The 21,630-nt window shown below is 60.8% G+C and carries 18 protein-coding genes, 9 pseudogenes and 1 other annotated feature; of the genes and pseudogenes, 10 read left to right on the forward strand and 17 right to left on the reverse strand.

Annotated features, from left to right (window positions below; genetic code table 11):
* Positions 1 to 398 (reverse strand): dihydrodipicolinate synthase family protein (locus FGK64_RS21245; RefSeq protein ID WP_171054182.1); only part of this gene is annotated, 398 nt, incomplete at its 3' end.
* A gap of 77 nt (positions 399 to 475) precedes the next feature.
* A complete protein-coding gene (locus tag FGK64_RS21250; RefSeq protein ID WP_138865883.1) occupies positions 476 to 1,207 on the reverse strand; it encodes a FadR/GntR family transcriptional regulator in 732 nt (243 codons plus the stop codon).
* A 152-nt stretch (positions 1,208 to 1,359) separates the two neighbouring features.
* On the opposite strand from FGK64_RS21250, the gene FGK64_RS21255 reads away from it, so the two are divergent.
* The 5 genes from FGK64_RS21255 to FGK64_RS21275 are packed head-to-tail and all read left to right on the forward strand — an operon-like array spanning position 1,360 to position 6,513.
* Positions 1,360 to 2,334, forward strand: a complete 975-nt coding sequence (locus FGK64_RS21255) for a TRAP transporter substrate-binding protein (RefSeq protein ID WP_138865884.1) — start codon at positions 1,360 to 1,362, stop codon at positions 2,332 to 2,334.
* A 60-nt stretch (positions 2,335 to 2,394) separates the two neighbouring features.
* Positions 2,395 to 2,910 (forward strand): TRAP transporter small permease, encoded by a 516-nt coding sequence (locus FGK64_RS21260; protein WP_138865885.1) that lies wholly within the window; start codon positions 2,395 to 2,397, stop codon positions 2,908 to 2,910.
* Complete coding sequence (locus FGK64_RS21265; RefSeq protein WP_138865886.1) at positions 2,911 to 4,188, forward strand: TRAP transporter large permease; 1,278 nt, start codon at positions 2,911 to 2,913, stop codon at positions 4,186 to 4,188.
* Between the two features lie 12 nt (positions 4,189 to 4,200).
* On the forward strand, positions 4,201 to 4,995 hold the full coding sequence (locus tag FGK64_RS21270) for an NAD-dependent epimerase/dehydratase family protein (RefSeq protein ID WP_138865887.1): 795 nt from the start codon (positions 4,201 to 4,203) through the stop codon (positions 4,993 to 4,995).
* Between the two features lie 3 nt (positions 4,996 to 4,998).
* Positions 4,999 to 6,513, forward strand: a complete 1,515-nt coding sequence (locus FGK64_RS21275; RefSeq protein ID WP_138865888.1) for an aldehyde dehydrogenase (NADP(+)) — start codon at positions 4,999 to 5,001, stop codon at positions 6,511 to 6,513.
* 49 nt (positions 6,514 to 6,562) lie between these two features.
* Here the strand turns inward: FGK64_RS21275 and FGK64_RS21280 are convergent.
* From FGK64_RS21280 to FGK64_RS21295, 4 genes and pseudogenes are all read right to left on the reverse strand, one after another.
* A pseudogene (locus FGK64_RS21280) lies at positions 6,563 to 7,063 on the reverse strand (IS30 family transposase); the annotation flags it as partial.
* Between the two features lie 27 nt (positions 7,064 to 7,090).
* Positions 7,091 to 7,390, reverse strand: a pseudogene (locus FGK64_RS21285) (IS30 family transposase); the annotation flags it as partial.
* Positions 7,391 to 7,497: 107 nt separating this feature from the next.
* Complete coding sequence (locus FGK64_RS21290) at positions 7,498 to 8,805, reverse strand: TrkH family potassium uptake protein (protein WP_138865889.1); 1,308 nt, start codon at positions 8,803 to 8,805, stop codon at positions 7,498 to 7,500.
* A 39-nt stretch (positions 8,806 to 8,844) separates the two neighbouring features.
* Positions 8,845 to 9,510, reverse strand: a complete 666-nt coding sequence (locus FGK64_RS21295) for a potassium channel family protein (RefSeq protein WP_138865890.1) — start codon at positions 9,508 to 9,510, stop codon at positions 8,845 to 8,847.
* A 386-nt stretch (positions 9,511 to 9,896) separates the two neighbouring features.
* On the opposite strand from FGK64_RS21295, the gene FGK64_RS21300 reads away from it, so the two are divergent.
* Both FGK64_RS21300 and FGK64_RS21305 read left to right on the forward strand, forming a co-directional pair.
* A complete protein-coding gene (locus FGK64_RS21300; protein ID WP_246057879.1) occupies positions 9,897 to 10,130 on the forward strand; it encodes a hypothetical protein in 234 nt (77 codons plus the stop codon).
* Positions 10,131 to 10,358: 228 nt separating this feature from the next.
* A pseudogene (locus tag FGK64_RS21305) lies at positions 10,359 to 11,282 on the forward strand (transposase); the annotation flags it as partial.
* Here the strand turns inward: FGK64_RS21305 and FGK64_RS21310 are convergent.
* From FGK64_RS21310 to FGK64_RS21325, 4 genes and pseudogenes are all read right to left on the reverse strand, one after another.
* A pseudogene (locus FGK64_RS21310) lies at positions 11,278 to 11,424 on the reverse strand (IS5/IS1182 family transposase); the annotation flags it as partial. The pseudogenes FGK64_RS21305 and FGK64_RS21310 overlap by 5 nt on opposite strands.
* A gap of 181 nt (positions 11,425 to 11,605) precedes the next feature.
* Positions 11,606 to 12,721, reverse strand: coding sequence for a C45 family autoproteolytic acyltransferase/hydrolase (locus FGK64_RS21315; protein WP_138865891.1), 1,116 nt, complete (start codon positions 12,719 to 12,721; stop codon positions 11,606 to 11,608).
* Entirely contained in the window at positions 12,718 to 13,812 is a 1,095-nt protein-coding gene (locus FGK64_RS21320) for an extracellular catalytic domain type 1 short-chain-length polyhydroxyalkanoate depolymerase (RefSeq protein WP_138865892.1), read from the reverse strand. Before FGK64_RS21320 ends, FGK64_RS21315 begins: the two co-directional genes overlap by 4 nt.
* A 30-nt stretch (positions 13,813 to 13,842) precedes the next feature.
* Positions 13,843 to 14,259, reverse strand: a complete 417-nt coding sequence (locus FGK64_RS21325) for a CopG family transcriptional regulator (RefSeq protein WP_138865893.1) — start codon at positions 14,257 to 14,259, stop codon at positions 13,843 to 13,845.
* Between the two features lie 300 nt (positions 14,260 to 14,559).
* Between FGK64_RS21325 and FGK64_RS21330 the strand changes: the two genes are divergently transcribed.
* Positions 14,560 to 15,794 (forward strand): IS3 family transposase gene (locus FGK64_RS21330; protein ID WP_425456652.1). Its coding sequence is split into 2 segments (ribosomal slippage): positions 14,560 to 14,860 and positions 14,860 to 15,794, totalling 1,236 coding nucleotides; the frame shifts between segments, so codons are not numbered across the junction.
* Positions 14,847 to 14,963, forward strand: a sequence feature (AL1L pseudoknot). (Overlaps the previous gene by 117 nt.)
* Positions 15,795 to 15,881: 87 nt before the next feature.
* Positions 15,882 to 16,022: pseudogene (locus tag FGK64_RS21335) on the forward strand (integrase core domain-containing protein); the annotation flags it as partial.
* A gap of 85 nt (positions 16,023 to 16,107) precedes the next feature.
* On the opposite strand, the pseudogene FGK64_RS22860 reads toward FGK64_RS21335, so the two are convergent.
* The 7 genes and pseudogenes from FGK64_RS22860 to FGK64_RS21370 all read right to left on the reverse strand — a co-directional run.
* A pseudogene (locus FGK64_RS22860) lies at positions 16,108 to 16,212 on the reverse strand (transposase); the annotation flags it as partial.
* Positions 16,213 to 16,261: 49 nt separating this feature from the next.
* Positions 16,262 to 16,408 (reverse strand): annotated as a pseudogene (locus FGK64_RS21340) (IS21 family transposase); the annotation flags it as partial.
* Positions 16,409 to 16,688: 280 nt separating this feature from the next.
* Entirely contained in the window at positions 16,689 to 17,636 is a 948-nt protein-coding gene (locus FGK64_RS21350; protein WP_246057882.1) for a YihY/virulence factor BrkB family protein, read from the reverse strand.
* Complete coding sequence (locus tag FGK64_RS21355) at positions 17,636 to 18,904, reverse strand: DUF3618 domain-containing protein (RefSeq protein ID WP_171054183.1); 1,269 nt, start codon at positions 18,902 to 18,904, stop codon at positions 17,636 to 17,638. The genes FGK64_RS21350 and FGK64_RS21355 overlap by 1 nt, the downstream gene beginning before the upstream one ends.
* Positions 18,897 to 19,304, reverse strand: a complete 408-nt coding sequence (locus tag FGK64_RS21360) for a phage holin family protein (RefSeq protein ID WP_138865898.1) — start codon at positions 19,302 to 19,304, stop codon at positions 18,897 to 18,899. Before FGK64_RS21360 ends, FGK64_RS21355 begins: the two co-directional genes overlap by 8 nt.
* Positions 19,301 to 19,900 (reverse strand): hypothetical protein, encoded by a 600-nt coding sequence (locus FGK64_RS21365; RefSeq protein ID WP_210236613.1) that lies wholly within the window; start codon positions 19,898 to 19,900, stop codon positions 19,301 to 19,303. Before FGK64_RS21365 ends, FGK64_RS21360 begins: the two co-directional genes overlap by 4 nt.
* Before the next feature lie 298 nt (positions 19,901 to 20,198).
* A pseudogene (locus tag FGK64_RS21370) lies at positions 20,199 to 21,320 on the reverse strand (IS3 family transposase).
* 82 nt (positions 21,321 to 21,402) lie between these two features.
* Between FGK64_RS21370 and FGK64_RS21375 the strand changes: the two are divergent.
* Positions 21,403 to 21,628: pseudogene (locus FGK64_RS21375) on the forward strand (transposase); the annotation flags it as partial.
* Positions 21,629 to 21,630: the final 2 nt, after the last annotated feature.

Below are 21,630 nucleotides of genomic sequence, written 5' to 3' on the forward strand. Positions count from 1 at the left end.
ATGGACTTGCAGACCTTTTTGACATGGGCGTAAAGCCCGTCCTGGGGCGCGTCGATCAGGTAGTGCGGGATCAGCAGGATGCCGTCGGCCCCGGCCTTTTCCGCCGCCTGGGCGATATCGACCGCGATTTCGGTGCCGTATCCGCATCCCGAAACGATCGGCACATCGCCCGCGCTGGATTTGGCCGCCTGCACGATTTCGGGGATTTCCGAAGGCTTCAGCGAAAAGAATTCGCCGGTGCCGCCGGCGGCGAAAAGCGTCGCTGCAGGATAACCCGCCAGCCAACCGACATGATCTTCATAGACCGGGCGGTTGAAAGCACCATTCACGCCAAAGGGGGTGACGGGGAAGGACAGAAGGCCTGAGCCCAGGGAAGTCTTGAGGGTTTGCGGGTCCATTGTGTTCTCCGGTGTTCCGTTCGGAACCAGAGCTACCCGAGAGGACAGACAAGTGTCAATAACTTGTATGATATATTTCAGGGATTGCGCAGCATGTTCCGGTATCTCTGCTGGCTTCCCTTCAGGTGGTGGCGCATTGCTTCGCGTGCGGCATCCGCATCCCCCGCGGCAATCGCATCAGCAATGGCGCGGTGTTCGTTCGAGATCAGGTTGATGTAACTGTCGGGGCTGCGCTGCCCGCCGCTGGCCTTCAGCGCCGAGCGCGGAATCACCGATGGCCCCATGAGATCCAGGAACTCGGCAAAGCGCGGGTTGTTTGCGGCCACAGCAATCGCGCGGTGCAGACGGAAGTCGGCCTCGGTCGTGGCTTCCCCCCTCCGGGCAAGGGCGCGAATTTCGGCCTCGGCTTCGTAGATTTGTTCTTCCTGCGCCGGAGATCTGCGGTTGGCCGCCAGGGCGGCGGCCTCCATCTCAACGGCGGTCCGCAGCTCAAGCATCTCGATTATTGAGGAAATTTTGTCCACATCGACGATCTGAAAAGGGCGTTGGATGCCGGCCGAAGGTTCTAGCACGAAGACGCCGGCGCCCTGGCGGGGTTCGACCAGGCCGTCCGCCCGCAGTGCGGCGATCGCCTCGCGGACAACGGTGCGCGACACGGAATACGCCTCGGTCAGTTGTGCTTCGGAAGGCAGGCGGTCGCCCACGTCGAATTCGCCATTCTCGATTCGCTCACGCAGCCCCACGGTGACTTCAGACACCAGATTGCGCCTGCCGCGAGGAGAAGTTTGTTTCTGTGTAGTCTCAGCCATGCCAGTATCCTTCCGTGTGTGACCATAAGCTGAATCGCGACCAATTTGTCAAATGATGACGACATGCATCATATGTGTTGACAACTTGTATGATGATTCTCCATACCACCGGTATCGGCGGACATACCGCCTGACCAAATGGGAGGACGAAAATGACTTTGACCCGGATCGCCATGAGCGGCGCCATTGCGGCCCTGACCGCTGTTCCCACACTGGCCGAGGGCTGGCGCGGCTGGAATATTCACCCCGAGGATTATCCGAACTCGATCGCACTTGAGAGCTTTGCCAAGGAAGTGGCAGAAAAGACCGAGGGCCGGATCGAGCCGCAGGTCTACCACAACGCGGTTCTGGGCGATCAGCCCGACGCGATTGAACAGGTCCGCAACGGCGGGCTGGATTTCGCGAACTTCAACATGGGCCCAATGGGCCAGATCGTGCCCGCGACAAACGTGTTGTCGCTGCCGTTCATCTTCCGCGACGTCGATCAGATGCATGTCGTCATGGACGGCGAGATCGGCCAGCGGTTCTCGGACGCGCTGTCCGAAGAGGGGCTTGTCGCCCTGTCGTGGTTCGACAGCGGCTCACGGTCATTCTACAACACCAAGCAGGCGATCGAGACACCCGACGACGTCAAGGGCATGAAGTTCCGCGTCATGAACAACGACCTTTACGTCCAGATGGTCGACATGCTGGGCGGCAATGCGACGCCGATGGCCTATGGCGAGGTTTATCAGTCGCTGAAGACCGGTGTGATCGACGGCGCGGAAAACAATTATCCGTCCTACGACAGCTCGAACCACTTCGAGGTGGCGAAATACTACTCGATCACCAACCACCTCATCATTCCCGAATGCCTGTGCGTGTCCACCGCCGCGTGGGACGGTCTGTCGGACGAAGACAAGGCCATCGTGAAAGAAGCCGCTGTAAACGCCGCGAAAGAGCAGCGCGCGCTGTGGGCCGACCGCGAAATGAAAAGCCGCGAAAAGGTCGAAGCGGCCGGCGCGATGATTAACGAGGTCAAGGATCCGGCGGCGTTCCAGGATGCCATGGGCCCGGTCTACGAAGGCTTCATCAAAGCGAACCCGGATCTGGAAAGCCTGATCGAGGACATCCAGTCCAGCAACTGATCCAAGCCAAGATGCCCCGGCCTGCTAGCATGGCCGGGGTATCGTTGTTCGGAGACCCGGATGATTTCTGAAACATCTTCTGCGCCTCGCGGCCCGCTCTTCCGGGTTCTCGACCTGACGGCCCGGATCTGCATCACCATCGCAGGCATTCAGCTGGTCACGCTGATCGCCATTTTCGGCTGGCTTGTCTTCGGGCGCTACATGCTGAACGACACCCCGACATGGGTGGAGCAGGCCTCGCTTCTGCTGGTTGTCTGGATCACCTTTCTGGGCGGAGCCGCCGGTGTCTGGAACCGGGCGCATCTGTCGATCGACTTTGTCCGCGAGATGATGCCGCCGATATTCCGCATCCCGCTGCGTTGGCTGGCCGTCATCGGCGTGCTGATCTTTGCCTCTTATCTGGCTTGGTACGGGGTTGAGCTGGCGGAAAAGACCTGGCGCCGCCGCATTCCAATGCTTGCGATTGCCGAGGGCTGGCGGGCCGTTCCGATGGCGATCTGCGGTGTTCTGAGTGTGTTTTATTCCCTTTATCAACTCGCCATGCTGCTGCGTGGTCAAGACCCGACGGAGCACTGAATGGGCCTGTCCATCCTTTTCGGCATCTTTGCCCTTGGCCTTATTTCGGGCATGCCCGTCGCCTTCGCGCTTGGCCTCGCCACCGTCGGCGGGTTTCTCTACGAAGGCCTGCCGCTGTTCATCGGCTTTCAGCGGATCATGTCGGGGATTTCCGTCTTTTCCCTTCTGGCCATCCCGTTCTTTATCTTCGCCGGAGAGCTGATGATGCAGGGCGGTATCGCGGGCCGGCTGGTACGGCTTGCGGCCTCGGCCGTGGGGAAATCGCGCGGGGGGCTAGGGGTCGTGAACGTTGCGTCCTCGATGCTGTTTGGCGGGATTTCAGGTTCGGCCGTGGCCGATACCTCGGCGCTTGGGTCTATTCTCATGCCGGTCATGAAGGAAAAGGGCTATGACGCCGACTATGCGGTGAACGTGACGGTAACCTCCTCGGTCGCGGGGGTGGTTATTCCCCCGTCGCACAACATGATCCTTTATGCGGTGGCGGCCGGCGGTGTCTCGGTGTCGCAGCTGTTTTTGGCGGGCATCGTGCCAGGTATCCTGATGTGCCTGTGTCTTGGGATCGTCGCCTGGTACATCGCCGTGCGCCGCGGCTATCCCTCCGAAGAGTTTCCTGGCTGGCACGCCCTGCTCATAAGCTTTGCCGCCGCAATCCCTGGCCTGATGACAGCCGTCATCATCGTCGGCGGCGTGCTGTCCGGTGTCATGACCGTGACGGAATCCGGGGCCTTCGGCGCGATTTGGGCGATTTTGGTGACAACTCTTGTCTATCGAGAACTGACGTGGCCGGGGTTCAAGTTGGCGGTCCGGTCGGCGGTCCGCACAACGGCGCTGGTCATGATCCTTGTGGCTACGGCATCGTCCTTTGCCTATCTGCTGGCGCTGTACCGGGTGCCGGACAATCTGGCGTCCTTTGTCACCTCGATCTCGTCTAACCCGATCGTGATCCTGCTTCTGCTGAACCTGACGCTTCTGGTGCTTGGGATGGTGATGGACATGGCGGCGCTGATCCTGATCTGCACGCCGATCTTCCTGCCCGTGGTCGTTGGCCTTGGGATGGACCCGGCCCAGTTCGGTGTCATCATGATGATGAACCTTGGTCTTGGCCTGTGCACACCTCCGGTCGGCGCATGCCTGTTTGTCGGCTGTGTCGTAGGCGGGATCCGAATAGATCAGGCGGTGCGCACGATCTGGCCGTTTTACTGCGCAATTCTCGTCGCGCTGATGCTGGTAACTTATGTGCCCGCTTTCTCGATGACCCTTCCCAACCTATTGAAATAAGGAGCTGACGGTTTGAAACGACTGCTCATCACCGGCGCCGCCGGGAACCTTGGCCAATTGGCCCGTGCCCGTCTGGGCCATCTGACCGACGTGCTGCGCCTTTCGGACATTGCCGATCTTGGCCCCGCTGGCCCGAACGAGGAAATCGTGACCTGCGATCTGGGGGACGAGGCGGCGGTGCATGAGCTGGTTCGCGACTGCGACGGCATCCTGCATCTGGGCGGAGTGTCCGTCGAACGGCCTTGGGATCAGATCCAGCGTGGCAACATCACCGGGGTCTATAACCTATACGAGGCTGCGCGCGCCCACGGGATGCCGCGGATCTTCTTTGCCTCGTCCAACCACGCCATCGGCTATTATCGACAGGACGAAGTCATCGACACCACCGCTCCGCAAAAACCGGACGGTCTTTATGGAGTGTCCAAGTGTTTCGGCGAAGCCATGGCATCGCTTTATCATTCCAAGTTCGGGCAAGAGACGGCGTTGATCCGTATCGGATCCTGCTTTGAAAAACCGCGCGACCGGCGGATGCTGGCCACCTGGATGTCGCCGGATGATTTTGTCAGCCTTGTCGAATGCGTCTTCCGGGTGCCGATGCTGGGCTGTCCGATCATCTGGGGCGTGTCCGACAATGACGAAGGTTGGTGGAACCAAGAAACCGCAAAGCTGATCGGCTGGCGGCCCAAGGACAATTCCGAGGTCTACCGGCAAGAGATCGAGGCCGCCGCCCCATGCCCGCCAAAGCATGCACCCGAAAGCGTCTATCAGGGCGGCAAGTTCACCAGCGAACCGATCTACAAGGACTGACCGATGACCTTCACACCCCATGGCAAACACCTGATCGCGGGGGACTGGGTGTCCGGTGCCGACACGTTCGCGTCCTCTCGGGTCACCGGCGATGGCCATGCCGTATCGCGCGGCACCCCGGCCGAAGTGGACCGCGCCGTTCAGGCGGCCGAGGACGCCTTCTGGACCTACGGCTATTCCTCCCGTGATACCCGTGCCGCATTCCTGGATGCCATCGCCGACGAGATCGAGGCGCGCGGCCCGGACATCACCGCCATCGGGACGGCCGAAACTGGCCTGCCCGTGGCCCGACTGGAAGGCGAGCGTGGGCGCACCACCGGTCAGCTTCGTCTATTCGCGTCGCATATTCGCGACGGTGCCTATCTGGATGTCCGGCACGACCCCGCGTTGCCGGATCGTCAGCCTTTGCCGCGCCCGGACCTGAAGATGGTGCAGCGTCCCATTGGCCCCGTGGCGGTCTTTGGCGCGTCGAACTTCCCGCTCGCCTTTTCGACCGCCGGGGGTGATACGGCCGCCGCGCTGGCGGCCGGGTGCCCGGTGGTGGTCAAGGGTCACCCGGCCCATCCCGGAACCGGCGAAATCGTCGCGCAGGCGATCCAAGGCGCGATCCGGCGGTGCGATCTGCATCCCGGTGTCTTTGCGCTGATCCAGGGCGATCAGGTCGACTATGCCCAGGCTTTGGTGCAGCACCCGCTGATCCGTGCGGTCGGGTTCACCGGTTCGCTTGGGGCAGGGCGCGCGCTGTTCGATCTGTGTGCTGCCCGGCCCGAACCCATCCCGTTCTTTGGTGAACTGGGCTCGGTCAATCCGATGTTCATCCTGCCGCAGGCCGCCGCTGCCCGTGCCGTGGCAATCGGCGAAGGCTGGGCCGGGTCGCTCACCATGGGGGCGGGGCAATTCTGTACCAATCCCGGTATCGCAGTTGTTGCTTCGGGCCCCGATGGTGATGCGCTGGTCGCGGCGGCTGCCGAGTCCCTCAAGGGGACAGCCGCGCAGTGCATGTTGACCGACGGCATTGTGGAAGCGTATCGGAACGGCAAGACCCGCATGGACGGACGCAATGCCGTCCGCCCTGTCCTGACCACCGACAGCCAAGGTCGCAATGCGATGCCGAACCTGTACGAGACGGATGCCGCAACCTATCTGCAGGATCACGGTCTGGGAGAGGAGGTCTTTGGCCCCCTCGGGCTGGTCGTCCGCGTCGACGGACCCGATCAGATGTCGGCCCTTGCCCGCGGGTTTGAAGGGCAGCTTACCGCGACGCTGCATATGGACGACGGCGATACTGACGCTGCGCGCCAGTTGCTTCCGATCCTCGAGCGCAAAGCGGGGCGGATTCTTGTCAACGGCTTTCCGACCGGTGTTGAAGTGGCGGATGCGATGGTGCATGGCGGGCCGTATCCGGCCTCGACAAACTTTGGCGCCACATCGGTCGGCACTTTGTCGATCCGTCGGTTCCTGCGGCCTGTCTGTTATCAGAACCTTCCCGGTGCCATCGGGCCCCAGTATCTCAACTAAGCATAGTCTTTGAGGACTCACGCTGAAGCGCAATTTCTGATATAGTTTTCTATTCCAATCGGTTCTGGATTTCCATCAGCTTGGTTTCAAAGATCTCAGCTGGTGTCTTCCATCCAAGGCACTTGCGGGGCGTGGAATTGAGGCCCTGACAAATCGACCTCAAAGATCGATTTGCCTGCGCCATCGGATCGGTTGGGCGGGGCAGATACTTTCGCAGCCTGTTGTTCGTGTTTTCTACGGTACCTTTCTGGTACGGCGCTTATGGATCACAGAACCACGCATCTGCGCCAATCCCTGCCTTGAGATGCTTCCAGGCCGAAAACTCTGCCCCTCGATCAAAGGTGATCGACTGGCGCGCGTCGGCCGGCAGGGGAGCGAGCTCTTGGATCAGCACTTCCATGATCGGCTTGGACTGACGATCCTCATTGCGCATGACTACCGCAAATCTGCTCACGCGTTCGACGAGCGATGTCACATTCACCTTCCCGTGGTACTTACGAAACATCATCAGATCGCACTCCCAATGGCCGAACTCGGCGCGTTCCGCGATCTGTGAGCGATACCTGAAACGCGACTCCTATTGCCTGCGGGGGTAGGGGCGGCGACCGATCTCCTCCATCATTTTGTCGCGGAAGACCTCGGCCAGGGTCTTCCAGCCGAGGCATTTCCGGGGCGTGTTGTTGAGCTGGTCGCAGAGCTTCTTCAGCTCGTGGTCCGTCATCTTGTTGATGTCGCGCTTGCGCGGCAGCCACCGGCGGACGCGCCGGTTGGTGTTTTCCGCTGTGCCTTTCTGCCAGGGTGAAGAGGGGTCACAGAACCAGGCTTGCGTCCCGATCTCGGCCTGAAGGTGCGGCCAGCTGACGAACTCGGTGCCGGAAGCTATCGCTCGGCGTCACTCTCGTCTTTCGCGAGGCGGTTTATGATCGCAGTCGCATCCTAGGGTCGGCTCGCGCTGCGAAAGCATAGGCCATCTCTGCAAGCCACCTATCCAAGATAAACCTTGCTCGGAGCGTACCCCACCCGGGGCTTGGATCGTGTTGCCAGGAAAAAGCCCAGGGTCAGGGGGCCGACCCGGCCCAAAAACATTACGGCGATGATTACCGCGCGACCGAAGCCGTCCAGATCTCCGGTGGTCCCACGTGACAATCCGACGGTACCGAAGGCCGAGGTGACCTCGAAAGCAAAATCGAGGAAATCCCCGTCGTGAGACAGGGTCACGAGGAAGATCGCGACCAGAACCGTCATCAGGCTGACCATAGTCAGCGCCAGAACCTTCATGACCTCTTCGGCGCCGATACTCCGCCCGAAAACATGCAGCTGCTGACTGCGACGGAAGAAGGCGACTGTCGCAAGCAACAGAACGATGAAGGTGGTCACCTTGATGCCGCCGGCCGTCGAAGTGCTGCCTCCGCCGATCACCATGAGGGACATGAACATCAATGAGGTGTTGTCATGGATGCTGCCAATATCGACGGTGTTGAAGCCTGCGGTACGGGTCGTCACGCCCTGGAACCAGCTCGCCCACAGCCTGTCACCGGTACTGGCAAGCCCCCCGAGCGTGGCCGGGTTAGACCATTCCAGCACAGCGAAGGTCAGCACCGACCAGACGATCAGGGCCAGCGTGCCGACCAACATGAGCTTTGTGTGCAGCGAGAAGGCCCGCCAACTGCGCTTGCCATAAGCCTCGGTCACCACGATGAACCCCAGGCCGCCGAAGATGAACAGTGCCGGGATCGTCAGGTTGACGATGGGGTTGCCCACATAGCGAGACAAACTGTCCGGGAAGAGCGCGAAGCCCGCATTGTTGAATGCCGAGACCGTGTGAAAAAGCGCCTGCCACAGACCCTCGCCCCAGCCAAATTCCGGCACGAAGACACCGGACAGCAGCGCGACGCCCAACAGTTCGCAGGCCAGAACGGTTTTTAGGATCCCACGAACCAGGACCAGCAAGTCGCTGATCGAGGTCTGGTTCAAGTCCTCGCGCAGAAAGATGCGCTGCGATATCGTGACCGGAAGTCCCAGCATCGACAACAACAGCACGGCAAAGGTCATCAAGCCCAGCCCGCCCAGCTGGATCAGCACCATGATGACCCCCTGCCCGAAATGGGTGAACTGGCTGCCGGTGTCTGAAATCACGAGCCCGGTTACAGTCACGGCGGATGCCGCGGTGAACATCGCATCCGACCAGGTGATTGGCATCGCCGTCGCTGCCGGCAGCATCAGCAGAATGCCACCCAGGATGATCAACACTGCATAAAGACCAGCGAGGATCGCAGGTGGTGGCAGTCGCATGCGCCATACCCCCTTGGACCATGCGGGCCGCATCAGCGATCAGAGCCCGTCCGCGAAGCGACGCAGGTTTTCCCTGCGTCCGAGAAGCAGCAACTTGTCGTCGGCCCTGAGTTCGGTTGCACCGGCCTGACACTCCACAAAATCGCTGCCACGCATAAGCCCTAGGGCCCGGAGATCGAACGTTTCGGACAGGCCAATCTTGTCCATGGGGGTCCCGTCGAGACTTTCCGGTACGCGAAAGTCCACCACGTGGAAGCCGTTGCCAAGGCTCACGTAATCGCGGACCAGCGGGTTGTGTAGCATCTGGGCGATATGGCGCCCGATCTCCTGCTCTGGCAGGATCACGCGGTCGGCCCCAAGCTTGGATAAAATCCGATGGTGGGTGCGGTTCATCGCCTTCACCCAGACGGTGGGCACGCCAAGCATCTTGACGTTCATGGTACACAGAATGTTGGCGTCAAGTTCTTCGCCGATGGCAACGACCGCCACATCGTAGCTGCCGGCTCCGACCTCGCGCAGAGCCTGCTCATCGCGACCATCGGCGATTACCGCTTCGGCGATCGTGTCTGCGACGTTCGAGACGTTACGTTCCTGCAGGTCGACCCCAAGCACGTGATTACCAAACCGGGCCAATTCAGACGCAACGGTTGTGCCGAAGGTGCCAAGGCCGATCACGGCGAAACTGCGAGACTTCGATTTGGGCATGGTTGCCTCCTTGAAGACCGCAAGAGGTAGGCCCGGGCACCCGTGCTGTCAATCGGCAGACCAGCCGCAACCAGCTATTCGAAATCGGTACCATATTTAAGGCGTCCGCAGGTAGCGGCCGTTGGCTGCCGCTGCTGGAACAGTCCTTCGATGCAGTCCTGATTCCGCGAGACTCTCAAACATGGCATCATGAAGCATCGTCAAGCTGGTCAAGGTCAGCAATTGGGCCGGTCGATAAGCCGAGGGCGTCGCCGCGCGTACAAGATCAGGCCGCCGTTCTGCTGGCCTTCTGGCTTGAAGTGGACAATGCCATCGTCGCCGCCGCGTCCGTGTTCCTGATGGCAGCTTTCGGCTTTGCGACAGTATCGCCCATCCAGAAGCTCGTCATGGACCGCGCCAGCAGTGCTGGTGCGCCGACGATGGCTGCGTCCGTCAATATCGGCATGTTCAACCTTGGCAATGCCATCGGTGCTTGGGTGGGTGGGGCCACCATCGCGGCTGGGCTTGGCCTTGCCTCTCCGAACTGGGCGGGGGCGCTACTCTCGCTAATCGCTCTTGCGCTTGCGGTGATTTCCTGGGCGACCAACGCGCGAGGCTACAGGGCGGCTGTCGCCGATTAAGCCGAAAGCCAAATCAAGCAACCTATCGCCGCCCTCCCTGAAACTAGATGGCGGCCGCGCTATTGGAGGTCGTGTAGGGGTCGAACCGGTCATGAAGCGTTGAGGCAAGTCACCTGACCAACCTGCGGAGCAACACGCCACTACCGGCCTATTCCGTTGAAAAACTCGGCTTGCTTGAAGGGCTGACCGCTGATTCAATTCAGCTGCGGCAGCTTGAGGTGAACGGCGATGATGGGGTCCCGGCAGGAAGCGCAAGGCGCTCTGTTATACGAGTTCTCGATCGACGCACATGTCCCGCCGGACCACATGCTTCGATCGGTTGATCGGTTCGTCGACCTGACTGGGATCCGGCAACACTTGGCAGCGTTCTACAGTTCGTCAGGACGGCCGTCGGTCGATCCGGAACTGATGATCCGCATGCTGCTGGTGGGTTACATCATGGGCATCCGATCCGAGCGCCGTCTTTGCGAGGAGGTTCATCTCAACCTCGCCTACCGCTGGTTCTGCCGCCTCGACCTGACGTTTCCCGTGCCGGATTACTCGACCTTCTCGAAGAACCGTCATGGCCGTTTCCGCGACAGCGACCTGTTGCGCCATCTGTTCGAGACGATGGTGGCACGTTGTCTCGCGGAAGGCCTGGCCAGCGGCCAGCGCCTCGCCGCGGATGCCAGTATCATCCAGGTCGACGCGAACCGGCAGAACTCGACGCCGAAGGCGGACTGGGAGCCCCACAGCATCGATCCCGCAGAGGTGCCTCGGGCTGTCAGGGAGTACCTGGACACGCTGGACGAGGCCGCCTTCGGTACCGCCAGCGAGGTCCAGCCCAAGTTCACCTCGCATTCCGACCCGGCCAGGCAGTGGACGGAAGCGCGCAAGGGTTCGGCATTCTTCAGCCATTCAGACAACTAAGTGATCGACACGGATCACGGCGTCATCGTGGATGTCGAGGCGACGCGGTCGATCCGGCACGCGGAGGTCGGCTCGGCACGCACCATGCTAAACCCGGTGAAGGCCAAATTCGATTTGCATCCCGAACGCCTGATCACGGATACCGCCTATGGCACCGGCCCGATACTGGGTTGGATAGTCGAGCGTAAGATCGCGCCACACATCCCCGTCTTGGACAAGTCGGGCCGCAACGATGGCACCTGGCCATCAGGGATTGGCCGAAAAATTTGATGCAATTTATTTTGGCCTCAACGCGGCTTCGGCGGTGATATCTGCTCCATCGTCGGATGGCTCGGCCCAGATATCGCGATGCATTTGCGGGTTCGTTTCGCGCTATGGCTCCGGCGATCGGAGATTCCTAGGGTTTATCGCCTACCAATGTAGGTGCGGCGTGTCCCTTACGAAAAAATCCGGAAGATGCGCTCCCAGTCTTCCGCCGTCGCTGGACAGTTCAGCTCTTGCTGCGGCGCTGCGCGAAGGGCGGGACACAAAGGCCCCGGCCCGACCAGCGGCCTCACGCCGGGACCTCAGAGCCGACGTAGTTCCGCCAGGTATGTTTCAATCGGTCGCCCGGCGCCTTTGGCATAGTCCCGTCCCACGTGGCCCCAATCCACCTCTGCCGACCGCAACCAATCGGTTCCTTTGGTCCAACCAGAGCCTGCGTTGCTACGATCTGACAAGGCGTAGTCGATGACCGTCTGACCTTCATCGAATTGCGCAAGTGTCTGATACCAGTCCTTGTCCGGCCAGATCAGCCTAAGCGACCTCTCCAGCGGATCGTACTCGGCGGTGAACAGCGTGCCGAACCCCTCGGAATAGCGGTCCTGCAACAGCGGAGGACCGCTGAAGGTGGTGTGCAGATCGCGCACGCCGAGGGTCAGCGCGCTGAGGTGTTTGTACCTTTCGTAGGTGCGGGTGAAGGGGCCCCGATCCGGAATGGCGCCACAGCTTTGATGATTCGTGGCGATGGCGCGGGGCATCCGGGTTGCTCCTCCGCCCGGGGACAGTTCGACACTGGTCGTCGCGCCCGAGGCGTCGGCCAGCACGATGTTGTATGCCATATGCGACGGCACCCGGTCCAGAACCGCAAGTGCCTCGTCCACGGTGTCACAGACTTCCAGTACGTAGCGCAGGATGGTGGTGACGCCGAAACCCTCGCCCGTGTCCGACCGACCGCCATAGGCTAGCGCAACGCTCAACCCAGCATCGTTGATGCCGTCGGACAGACCCCAGAGGAACTCGACCATTCCCATGACCGGCCGGCCGGTCCATTCGCTGCGCAGGAGCAGGCCCTCGTTCAGTTCCGGAGACAAATCGTAGTTGCGAAGCAGGCGCACATCCGTGCCGTCCGACATTGCGGCGAGCGAGCAGCCGCCGAGGTATCGCGGCGGACACCAGGTGGACAGGAACCGCGCCGCGCGGTCGCCGCCGCCTGCGAGGGCGACAAGCCGGTCATGGACCGGCAGCAGTTCCGGCATGTACCGCGCAAGCGCGGCTTTGCAGGCCGCTCTGTCTGGCCCGTCATCGCCGCCGCGCGCGATGAACCAAGCCTCATAGGCGGGCCAGGAGCGCAGCCAGCGGCCGCGCCATTTTTCGCCCGGCGTCCTCTCGCTTACGGCGTCGAACGTGAGTGTCATGGTCATGTCTGCAGGTCCTTGGGTTCCAGGAAGAAGCGGATCATTTCCGCGCTGGCATCGGGGCCGCGCGGATCGGTGTACGAGCCTCCGGGCCCGCCGCCCGACCAAGCATGCCCGAGTCCGTCGATCACCCAGTGCTCCAAGTAGTCGCGTCCGTCGGGCCCGGTCGTCATCGTAGCGGTGTAGGTCCGGCCATTTTCCTCGCCCGTCCGGGTGGTCTGCAGGCTGGGCGACGGTGCGCCCCGTTCGGCATCCCGCGCGATGGTGTCGCCGTTGGAGGCATCCACGGTCCCGTCGGCCGTTCCGTGAAAGACGATGGTCCGAACGCCCGCCTGCGCCGGCGCGTCCTGCTGGCCCAACCTCTGACCCGCCATGGCGGCGAAAGCAGAGGCGACGTCCTTCGCCGACCCGTAGGGAAGGCCCGAATGCGCGCCCGCCGCGGCGAACACATCCGGGTAGGTCGCCCCGAGGATGACCGCCATGGCCGCGCCTGCCGAAAGCCCGGCCACGAAGCAGCGCTCTGGCGAAACTCCGTAACGCGTCATCGCGTCCCGCGCCATGCCGGCAAGGATCTCCGGCTCGCCCCGATCGCGGAGCTGATCGTTCGGGCTGAACCAGTTCCAGCAGGTCTGCGCGTTTGCGCCGCGTGATTGCTCGGGGTAAAGCACAATGAAGCCATGACGCTCGGCAAGGGCGTTCATGCCGGTCCCGATGGCGAAATCCTCGGGTGTCTGCGTGCAGCCATGCAGCATCATCACGAGGGCGGTCGTTCCGCCCGCGGCGGAGGCAGGCACGTAAGTGCGGTAAGCGCGGGTACCGCTCTTGCCCTGATACGTATCGGAGAGGAACTGCGCGCCGTCGGGCAGTTCGACGCGGCTTGTTCCGGGCCCTGCCGCGGTCGCGTCGCCCCGTGGTGCACGCATCCGTTGCAACAGGTTCATCAGCCCCTGCGGATCGGGCAACGACGATGGCGAGGCAGATGGGCCAAGCCCGTGCTGCGCAAGGGTGCGCTGCACCAGTTCGTGCGCGTCGGTCAGCCTTTTTGCGCGCGCGTCATGGGTCACCGGGCGCCATGCGCCGGCGTTGAAATCAAACATGGGTCTTGTCCTTGGGTGAGAGTGTCTACGTTAATGGATGCGGTCGGAGAGCGCCGCCTTGACCTCTTTCGAGGCTTGCAGGGCGCCCAGAACGGTAATCGAGCCAATGGACTGCAGGGCGAGTTCCGGTGTCACGTCCGGATCGATGCGGGCTAGCCCCACGACCTTCACATGCAGCACTTCGCCTGAGTCGCGGAGGGCTTCGAGATCGGCCCGCGTGTAATCTCGCAGGCCGAGCTCCATCGTGTGCCGCTCGACAGACTTGGTCACGACATCGGCATGCGTGCCGAGTTGATTGCGGATCGCGGTACGAATGAAATCGCTGCGATTGGAGTAGAACCCTTCCTGAACCAGAAGATCAATGCGGCCTAGGTCCACATAGCCGAGATTTATAGTTATTTTTTCGCTTTCCGATGTCTTGTCACGAAACTGCCTGATGTTGTTCATGTCACTTCTCCATCTGAATGGATGGTATATGGATGCTTTTTCACGATATGCAAGCAATCAGTAGAAGACCTCATGATTATTGTTCTCGTTTGGGCCACGATTGATCGCCTGCAACGCGGCCTGGCAGTCGAGGCCCTGTGGACTTGCCCTGAAAAAGTGGAGAGCATCAACTGAGGTGGACTTGCCCGGGTTTCGTGGAGAGCGTTTAGCTCACTTCGCGGGCCTTTCGCTCGAATGCGATCGGGCTCTGTGAACCGCCCCGGGTTTACCGGAGAGTAAAACACTCAAAGGATGAGCCTTATGACACAGAAGAGATTCACCCCAGCCTATCCGGCTGAACTTCGCGAACGCGGTGTTCGTTTGTTTCAAGAGAACCGCGCCGATTACCGGAGCGATAGCGCGGCCTACCGAGCGATTGCCCCGAAGCTGGGGTGTTCGCCTGACAGTCTTCGCGTTTGGTGCCAACAGGCGGAGCGAGATGCAGGTCAGCGCGGCGGTTTGACGAGCGCGGAGAAGGACCGGATCAAGGATCTTGAGCGCGAGGTCCGCGAGTTGCGACAAGCCAACGAGATCCTCAAGAAGGCCAGCGCATATTTCGCGGCGGCGGAGCTCGACCGCCCGTTCCGCAAATGATCGCGTTCATCGACGATCATCGTAGCGTCTTTGGTGTCGGGCCGATCTGCCGGGTTCTGGGGATCGCATCATCGACGTATTATGTCTTCAAGGCGGTGGAGCGCGATCCGGAGCTGGCATCGGGCCGGGCCAGACAGGATCAACTGGACATGGCCGCGATCCAGCTGGCCTTCGATGGCAGTCGGGGGCGATACGGCGCTCGCAAGGTCTGGCACCAGCTGCGCCGCGAGGGACACGATGTCGCCCGTTGCACGGTGGAACGGCTGATGAAAGTGATGGGATTACAGGGCGTTGTCCGGGGCAAGAAGGTCATCACGACCAATCCCGATGCGGCACAACCTTGCCCGGACGACAAGGTGAACCGTGCCTTCGTTGCCGCCATGCCGAACCAGCTCTGGGTCAGCGACTTCACCTATGTCTCAAGCTGGCAAGGGATGGTCTACGTGGCCTTCATCATCGACGTCTTCGCCCGCAAGATCGTCGGCTGGCGCGTCTCGACCTCGATGACGACCGGTTTCGTCCTCGATGCCCTGAACCAGGCCATCTGTCAGCGGGCGCCGTCCGAGGCTGACAAGCTGATCCATCATAGCGACCGCGGCAGCCAATACCTGTCGATCCGATACACCGAGCGGCTCGCAGAAGCCGGGATTGATACGTCTGTCGGCAGTGTCGGGGATTCATACGACAACGCCCTCGCCGAAAGCATCATCGGCCTGTTCAAGACCGAGGTCATCAAGTTCCTCGGTCCTTGGAAGTCCGCTGCCCAGGTCGAATGGGAAACCCTCAAATGGGTCGACTCGTACGACAACACCCGCCTGCACAGCGCCATCGGATACATCACGCCCAACGAAGCAGAGGAGGCATACCACACATGCTTGAGCACTGCCGAAAAAGCAGCCTAATCATTGAATCAGAAACTCTCCGGTAAACCCGGGGCGGTTCATAGGACCAGTATACGGTTCCATCTCAGGAGCAGGGCCGTCTTCCCCATCAATGGGCGCCTTCGCGACGAGTGCCTCAACGAGCACCTGTTCGCCAATCTGCGCCATGCCAGAGAGCTGATCTCGGCATGGCGCGATGACTACAACCATCACCGCCCCCACAAGAGCCTCGACGGGCTCACCCCGTAGGAGTATCACCAACGGTCAGTAGAGGACCAAACCCTGAACAGAGCTAACTCATAACCGTGGACTCTATGGGGAGCGGGTCAGCCAAAATGCCCAGATCTTCAGCGATCTCGCGCCGTGTCCGACCGCTTGTCAGCGCCAGTCTGACTGCTTCACGCCGAAACTCCGGCGTCGGTCTGTTTCCGTTTCCCATAGAACACCTCCTGGTTCCTCAGTTGGTGCTCTCCACTTTTTCCGGGCAAGTCCAGGGTGAGCTCCGTCGCACCGCCCCGGATCACCTTGCGCACCGTGTTCCGCGACACTCGCAGCTACCGGCAGATCAGCTTGATCGACTTCTTGTCCTGAAAATATGCCCGCCGGGTCTTCGCTATCGTCTCCACGACCAACATCCCGCACTGTGCTACTTGATGAACTCGGGGGCATCACCAAATCGGAGTAAGGGGGGCATTTTTGGAAACCGATCACCCCTCTACGTAGTCAAATTTGCACGCCTGTTCGCATGCCAAAAGCCGATTGACTGACCTGCGACCGTGGCGATCATGGCTATGATGGCTATGATGGCTATGATGGCTATGATGGCTATGATGGCTATGATGCGGTGCTGTTCCGGGAAGCGTTGAAAGACCAGACGATCGCTCAGAACGACTTTGCCACGGTATTGCATATGGCTCATTTTTCCAAGAATTGATCCGCTTTGACGGCGCCTCTTTCTCCAAGCGGCATGCTCTTTCCCACCGTCGAGTCGACGCGGGTCTGTGCCTCGGCTTCGGCGTTCAACTCGGCGCCCAGCAGGATCACGTAAGCGGAAATCCACAACCACATCAGCAGTATGATCACGCCCGCCATGGCTCCGAAGGTTTCCTGATAACTTCCGAAATTCTGAACGTAGACCGCGAACCCCATTGAGGCGGCGACCCAAAGGATTGTCGCCAAGACTGCCCCAGGCACCAGCCAGCTCCATTGCGCGGCGCGTCGGTCGGGCGCCACGCGATACAAGACGCAAATGCCGAAGGCTGTCATTGCGAACAGCGCAACCCAGCGCGTGGCGCCGATCAAAAGTTCAGTCGTCACGCCAAACGAGAGCAGTTGAAGGATCGAGGGCAGCACGATCGTCGCCCCAAGCCCGGTGACCATTCCCACAACTAAGAAAATCGTCAGCCCAAGACGTGTTGCCGTAAGCCGGATGAATCCGCGGGTCTCGGCTTCATCATAGGCAACGTTTATTCCTTCGATAAGGCTGCCAACGCCTTTCGATGCCGCCCATATTGCCGTCGCAAAGCCGATAAGGGCGGTTAAACCCAAGCCACCGTCTTCACTTCCGGTAATTGCTGCCGCCTGACCAATAATGATCTCGGCGGCTGCTTCGGGCACGATAGAGGCGACAAGGCCGATCTGGTCGGTCACCTGCGAGGCATCGAATACCAGCCCGGCCAGTGCCATAAGCGCGGTGATCGCGGGGAAAAGCGCAAGTAAACCGTAGAACGCGACGCCGGCGGCAATCAGACTGATATGATCGCCGCCGACTTCGGTCCAGACCCGCAGGGCGATCGCCTTCCAACCGCCTATCGGGATGGCGCGGGGTGTGCGCGCCATCTCTCCTGTGTCATTGCTGTCCATCAGCCGTTCGGCTTGCCCAATTTCTGCGAGTCTGCTTCAGACATCGCAGCGTCCTGAACGCGCTTCGCACCAGACTTCACTTCGTCGACAACGTGCTCGGCGGCTGACTTTTGCCCCGGAGCCGAGTTGTCGATCTTGGCGCGCTCTTCTTCCAGCACTTCTTGCGCTGCTTGAGCGGCCCGATCGACGACCTTCTCCGCCTTGCGCCGTTCAGACTCGAAGATCCGCTCGGCCTTGTCGTAAGCACTGTCGGAACTCGCACCGAAGTACGCATTTTCCTGCTTCGTGCGAGGCAATGCACCTGCAAGCAGGGCACCGGCTGCCAAAGCAAGCCCCCCGACGACGAGCGGGTTCTCACTATAGAACTCGGACGCTTTGTCAGCCCCCTTGCGCGCCTGTCGGGCGGCTGAGCGACGAGCTCGAACGGCCGCCCAGCGAGCAGAGATTACGCGTTCTTTGGCTTCTTCGGTCAATTGCTCGGTTCCGCGTGCCAGCCTGTCGCGAATGCGACGCGCGCGTTCCGCAGTTGCGTCGCGGGCCGCTTCGGCGCTGTCACGCACCGATGCCGAACCACTACGGACCGAGTCGGCCGCGCTTCGACCTTTCGCCGAAATGCTATCCGCCGCCGACCTGGCCCCGGACTTGACCGAAGAGGCTGCATTGTGCGCCCCGTCGCCGACGGATCGGCCAAAGTCGGAAGCACGTTCTCCAACCGAGCGCTTGGAATTGGCGTCGTCGGCTTCGACGTAATCGGCTTCGAGATAATCATCCCAGTAGTCGTCATCGTCGGCGTACAGCCAAGTGTCCTGCTCCATCCGTTCAATGTCGCTCTCGCGGCGCAGCCCTGCTCCATGTGCAGGGTGGATGTCACGCGGCATGGGTTCAGCATGAATATCGCGGCTTGCGCCTCCCGGTTCGCGGCGTGTCGTATAGCCGCTTACACCCGATGTGGCGACCGGGTCGGTTCGTCTTGGGCTGGGGAGTGCCTTCCGGGCGGTTTCAACGCCAGGCGTGTCATCCCAGGACTTGCCGCTCATCAGCCACGCAAGCCCTATTCCGGTCAGCGCCAATGCGACGGGATTGCGCTTTACCGAAGAGGTGATTGCATTTCCGATGTCACTGCCGTGGTCGGTGAGTCCGCGCCCGATTTCGCGCATGATGTGGTCCGGCGAAAACCGGTTCTGAAGCGCTCCGACAGTGTCACGGAGTTCTGCTCTTTCGCGTTCGATATCGCGTTCGATTTCGTCCGGTGATCTGTGGTCAGACATCGTTCCGGTCTCCTGTAACAGCATGTGCATCGCGCTTGAGGTTCTTTGCAGTCCTTGTCGGCGCAAGGCTCGACAGGCTGAGGTCTTTCGTTCCTTTGCTGGCCATGATGGCTGCTACGATACCAAGGCCTGCACCCACGATAAGCGCGGCCCAGCCGGCAGGAATGCCCGCTTCGGCGAGACCTGAGACAACGGCAGCGGCCAAGACGTTGAGCGCCGTCAGTGAAATCACGACGGCCGCCACAAGGAGGCCAATTGCGGTTCCGGCGCGGCGAAGGTTCTGATCGATTTCGGCACGAGCCAGATCGACTTCGCCTCGGACCAGGGACGAAACATGGGTCATCGCGTCGCTAAGAAGCGACCCCGTGCTTTCCGTCCGCGAATGATCTGAAACACTCATGACGTTTCCCCCCCATGTGTGGAATTGTTTCTTGCAATGGCCGGAGCCGAGAGTTCGGACGTCACACCCTGAGACCGTGGTGCGACAGGGCGCGTACCGCCCGTTATGTGGCGACCCAATTCGTCGTCATGCTCGTCGGTATCCCAAAGCGCGCGCAGATCGACAGACTCTTCAGAACTGCGCCGCGATGCCTTGGCCAGCCGTGTGCCGGCAAAGCCCAGAAGGGCAGCACCGGCCAGAAATCCGAGCGGGTTTTTCCGGGCATAATCGGAAATGTCATCGACCATTTCACTGACATCCTTGTCGCGGACGGTGTCGGACAGGTCCGCGAGCGTTGATGCCATCTTGCCAAAAGACCGTTCCTGTGGGGATCCTTCGCGCAGCTCGTTCGCCGCAGTCCGCAAGGCGTGGCCTACGTCTGAAATCTCGTCCGCAACGCCGGACTTGGTGTCATCGGCCTTGCGGGAAACTTCCTCGGCAACCCGGTCGGAGGCGCTTCGCGCTGCCTGCTTGCCTTCCTCGGCCAGACCCTTGACAGCATCCTTTGCAGTATGTCTGCTGTCTCGGGTTCCGGTTGTTTCATTCTCGATGCTCATGGTGTCTCTCCTTTCGTGAGAGTGATCACGCTACGAAGTTCAACAGCGCGACGATGATCACGAATAGGCCCACCAAGTAGATGATTGCGTGCATAGTGGCGTCCTCCTTGCCGCTGCTTGCTTTGACTACTCGCAGCTTTGCATGGGAGTTCCGGAAAATATTTTTTTGGATACAGCTTGACGAATAGGCCGAGGCAAAGATGTGTGCGTACCATCTACCTTCAGCAACTGAGCTACTCCCCACTCATTGGACAGGATCTGGCGTATTTTAAGCTACTCGTTGCACCTGCTGATCGGGTTAGTTGATATCATTTCTCTGCCAATAGACCAGCGCCGGTGGCTTGCCGCAGAGGGCTGAGTGCGGGCGCTGGTGGTTGTAAAAGGTCATCCATTTCCGGATGGCCGCCTTTGTTTCCGAACCGGTCTCCCAGGCATGCAGGTAAACGCACTCGTATTTCAGGGTGCGCCACAGCCTCTCGATGAAGATGTTGTCGAGGAACCGGCCTTTTCCATCCATCGAGATGCGCACGCCGGATCGGCGCAGCCGATCGGTCCAGACGAAGGATGTGAACTGAGATCCTTGGTCGGTATTCATGATCTCGGGCGGCCCGAACTTTTGGATGGCCTCGGTCAGCGCTTCGACGCAGAAGTCGGCCTCCAGAGAGTTCGATATCCGCCAGGACAGAACCTTGCGGGTGTGCCAGTCCATGATCGCCACGAGGTAGAGGAACCCACGCCGCATCGGCAGGTAGGTGATGTCCGAGCACCAGACCTGGTTCGGGCGATCCACCCACAGACCTCGTAGCAGGTAGGGATAGGTCTTATGCCCCTTCGCCTGCCTGCTCGTGTGGGGCTTCTGGTAAATCGGCATGAGCCCCATCAGGCGCATCAGTCGCCGGATGCGCTTCTCGTTCACCAGGTGGCCGTCGTTGCGCAGGTGCCAGGTCATCTGCCGAACACCGAAGAACGGCGTCTCCAGGAACTGCTCGTCGATCCGCCGCATCAGGGCGAGGTTCTGTTCAGTCTCGCCCTTGGGGTGTAGTAGAAAGACGAACGCGCGATCGACAGCAGCTTGCACTGCTGGCCGATCGACAGATCCGGTGGTCAGACGCGATCATGCTGCGCCTCACTTCCCGCCCCAGGGCTTCAGCTTTCGTTCCAAAGAAGAGTTGGCCACCGCCAGCTCCCCGATCTTGGCATGGAGCTCCTTCACCTGCTCCTCGTCAATCTCGGGTTTCTTGCGGCCCCCGCGCTCGAACACGCCGGACGCGCCTTCAAGCAGGGCTCGCTTCCATTGAAAAATCATCGTTGGATGCACCCCGAACCGGCTTGCCAGCTCGGCGGCCGTCTCCTCGCCTTTCAGGGCTTCCAGCGCGACCTTGGCCTTGAACTCAGGCGCGTGCTGCTTCCGTTTCGACATCTCTGATCTCCTTCTCGTCGAAGATCAGCAGACTGCAAATCGTAGCTTATGTCAGTGTCCGAATTTCGGGGGGTAGCTCAGGTTTCGCGCAGCGTTGGAAAACATAGTGATGCGCGCCTACATTCCTGCCCGGACGCAACGCAAGTCCAGTCAGATACGACAAGCGCCGCTAAAAACGGCGCAACCGTAGCGAGATCATGTTCGGTAGGCTCAAGGACCCGAGGCGTGTGACAACCAGGTACGACCGATGCGCCAAATCAATCTTCTCTGCCATCGCTTTCGCCGCAGTCGTAAACTACTGGCTGTGAAA

Origin of the sequence: Arenibacterium halophilum (genome assembly GCF_005938225.1) — a bacterium.
Taxonomy (GTDB): Bacteria; Pseudomonadota; Alphaproteobacteria; order Rhodobacterales; family Rhodobacteraceae; genus Arenibacterium; species Arenibacterium halophilum.

Bases quoted from the DNA above. Each gene is read 5' to 3' on its own strand.
- FGK64_RS21255 (WP_138865884.1), top strand. From the start codon at position 1,360: ATGACTTTGACCCGGATCGCCATGAGCGGCGCCATTGCGGCCCTGACC.
- FGK64_RS21325 (WP_138865893.1), bottom strand. From the start codon at position 14,259: ATGAACAACATCAGGCAGTTTCGTGACAAGACATCGGAAAGCGAAAAA.
- FGK64_RS21365 (WP_210236613.1), bottom strand. From the start codon at position 19,900: ATGAGCATCGAGAATGAAACAACCGGAACCCGAGACAGCAGACATACT.
- FGK64_RS21350 (WP_246057882.1), bottom strand. From the start codon at position 17,636: ATGGACAGCAATGACACAGGAGAGATGGCGCGCACACCCCGCGCCATC.
- FGK64_RS21315 (WP_138865891.1), bottom strand. From the start codon at position 12,721: ATGACCATGACACTCACGTTCGACGCCGTAAGCGAGAGGACGCCGGGC.
- FGK64_RS21320 (WP_138865892.1), bottom strand. From the start codon at position 13,812: ATGTTTGATTTCAACGCCGGCGCATGGCGCCCGGTGACCCATGACGCG.
- FGK64_RS21275 (WP_138865888.1), top strand. From the start codon at position 4,999: ATGACCTTCACACCCCATGGCAAACACCTGATCGCGGGGGACTGGGTG.
- FGK64_RS21300 (WP_246057879.1), top strand. From the start codon at position 9,897: ATGGACCGCGCCAGCAGTGCTGGTGCGCCGACGATGGCTGCGTCCGTC.
- FGK64_RS21265 (WP_138865886.1), top strand. From the start codon at position 2,911: ATGGGCCTGTCCATCCTTTTCGGCATCTTTGCCCTTGGCCTTATTTCG.
- FGK64_RS21250 (WP_138865883.1), bottom strand. From the start codon at position 1,207: ATGGCTGAGACTACACAGAAACAAACTTCTCCTCGCGGCAGGCGCAAT.
- FGK64_RS21260 (WP_138865885.1), top strand. From the start codon at position 2,395: ATGATTTCTGAAACATCTTCTGCGCCTCGCGGCCCGCTCTTCCGGGTT.
- FGK64_RS21290 (WP_138865889.1), bottom strand. From the start codon at position 8,805: ATGCGACTGCCACCACCTGCGATCCTCGCTGGTCTTTATGCAGTGTTG.
- FGK64_RS21295 (WP_138865890.1), bottom strand. From the start codon at position 9,510: ATGCCCAAATCGAAGTCTCGCAGTTTCGCCGTGATCGGCCTTGGCACC.
- FGK64_RS21360 (WP_138865898.1), bottom strand. From the start codon at position 19,304: ATGAGTGTTTCAGATCATTCGCGGACGGAAAGCACGGGGTCGCTTCTT.
- FGK64_RS21355 (WP_171054183.1), bottom strand. From the start codon at position 18,904: ATGTCTGACCACAGATCACCGGACGAAATCGAACGCGATATCGAACGC.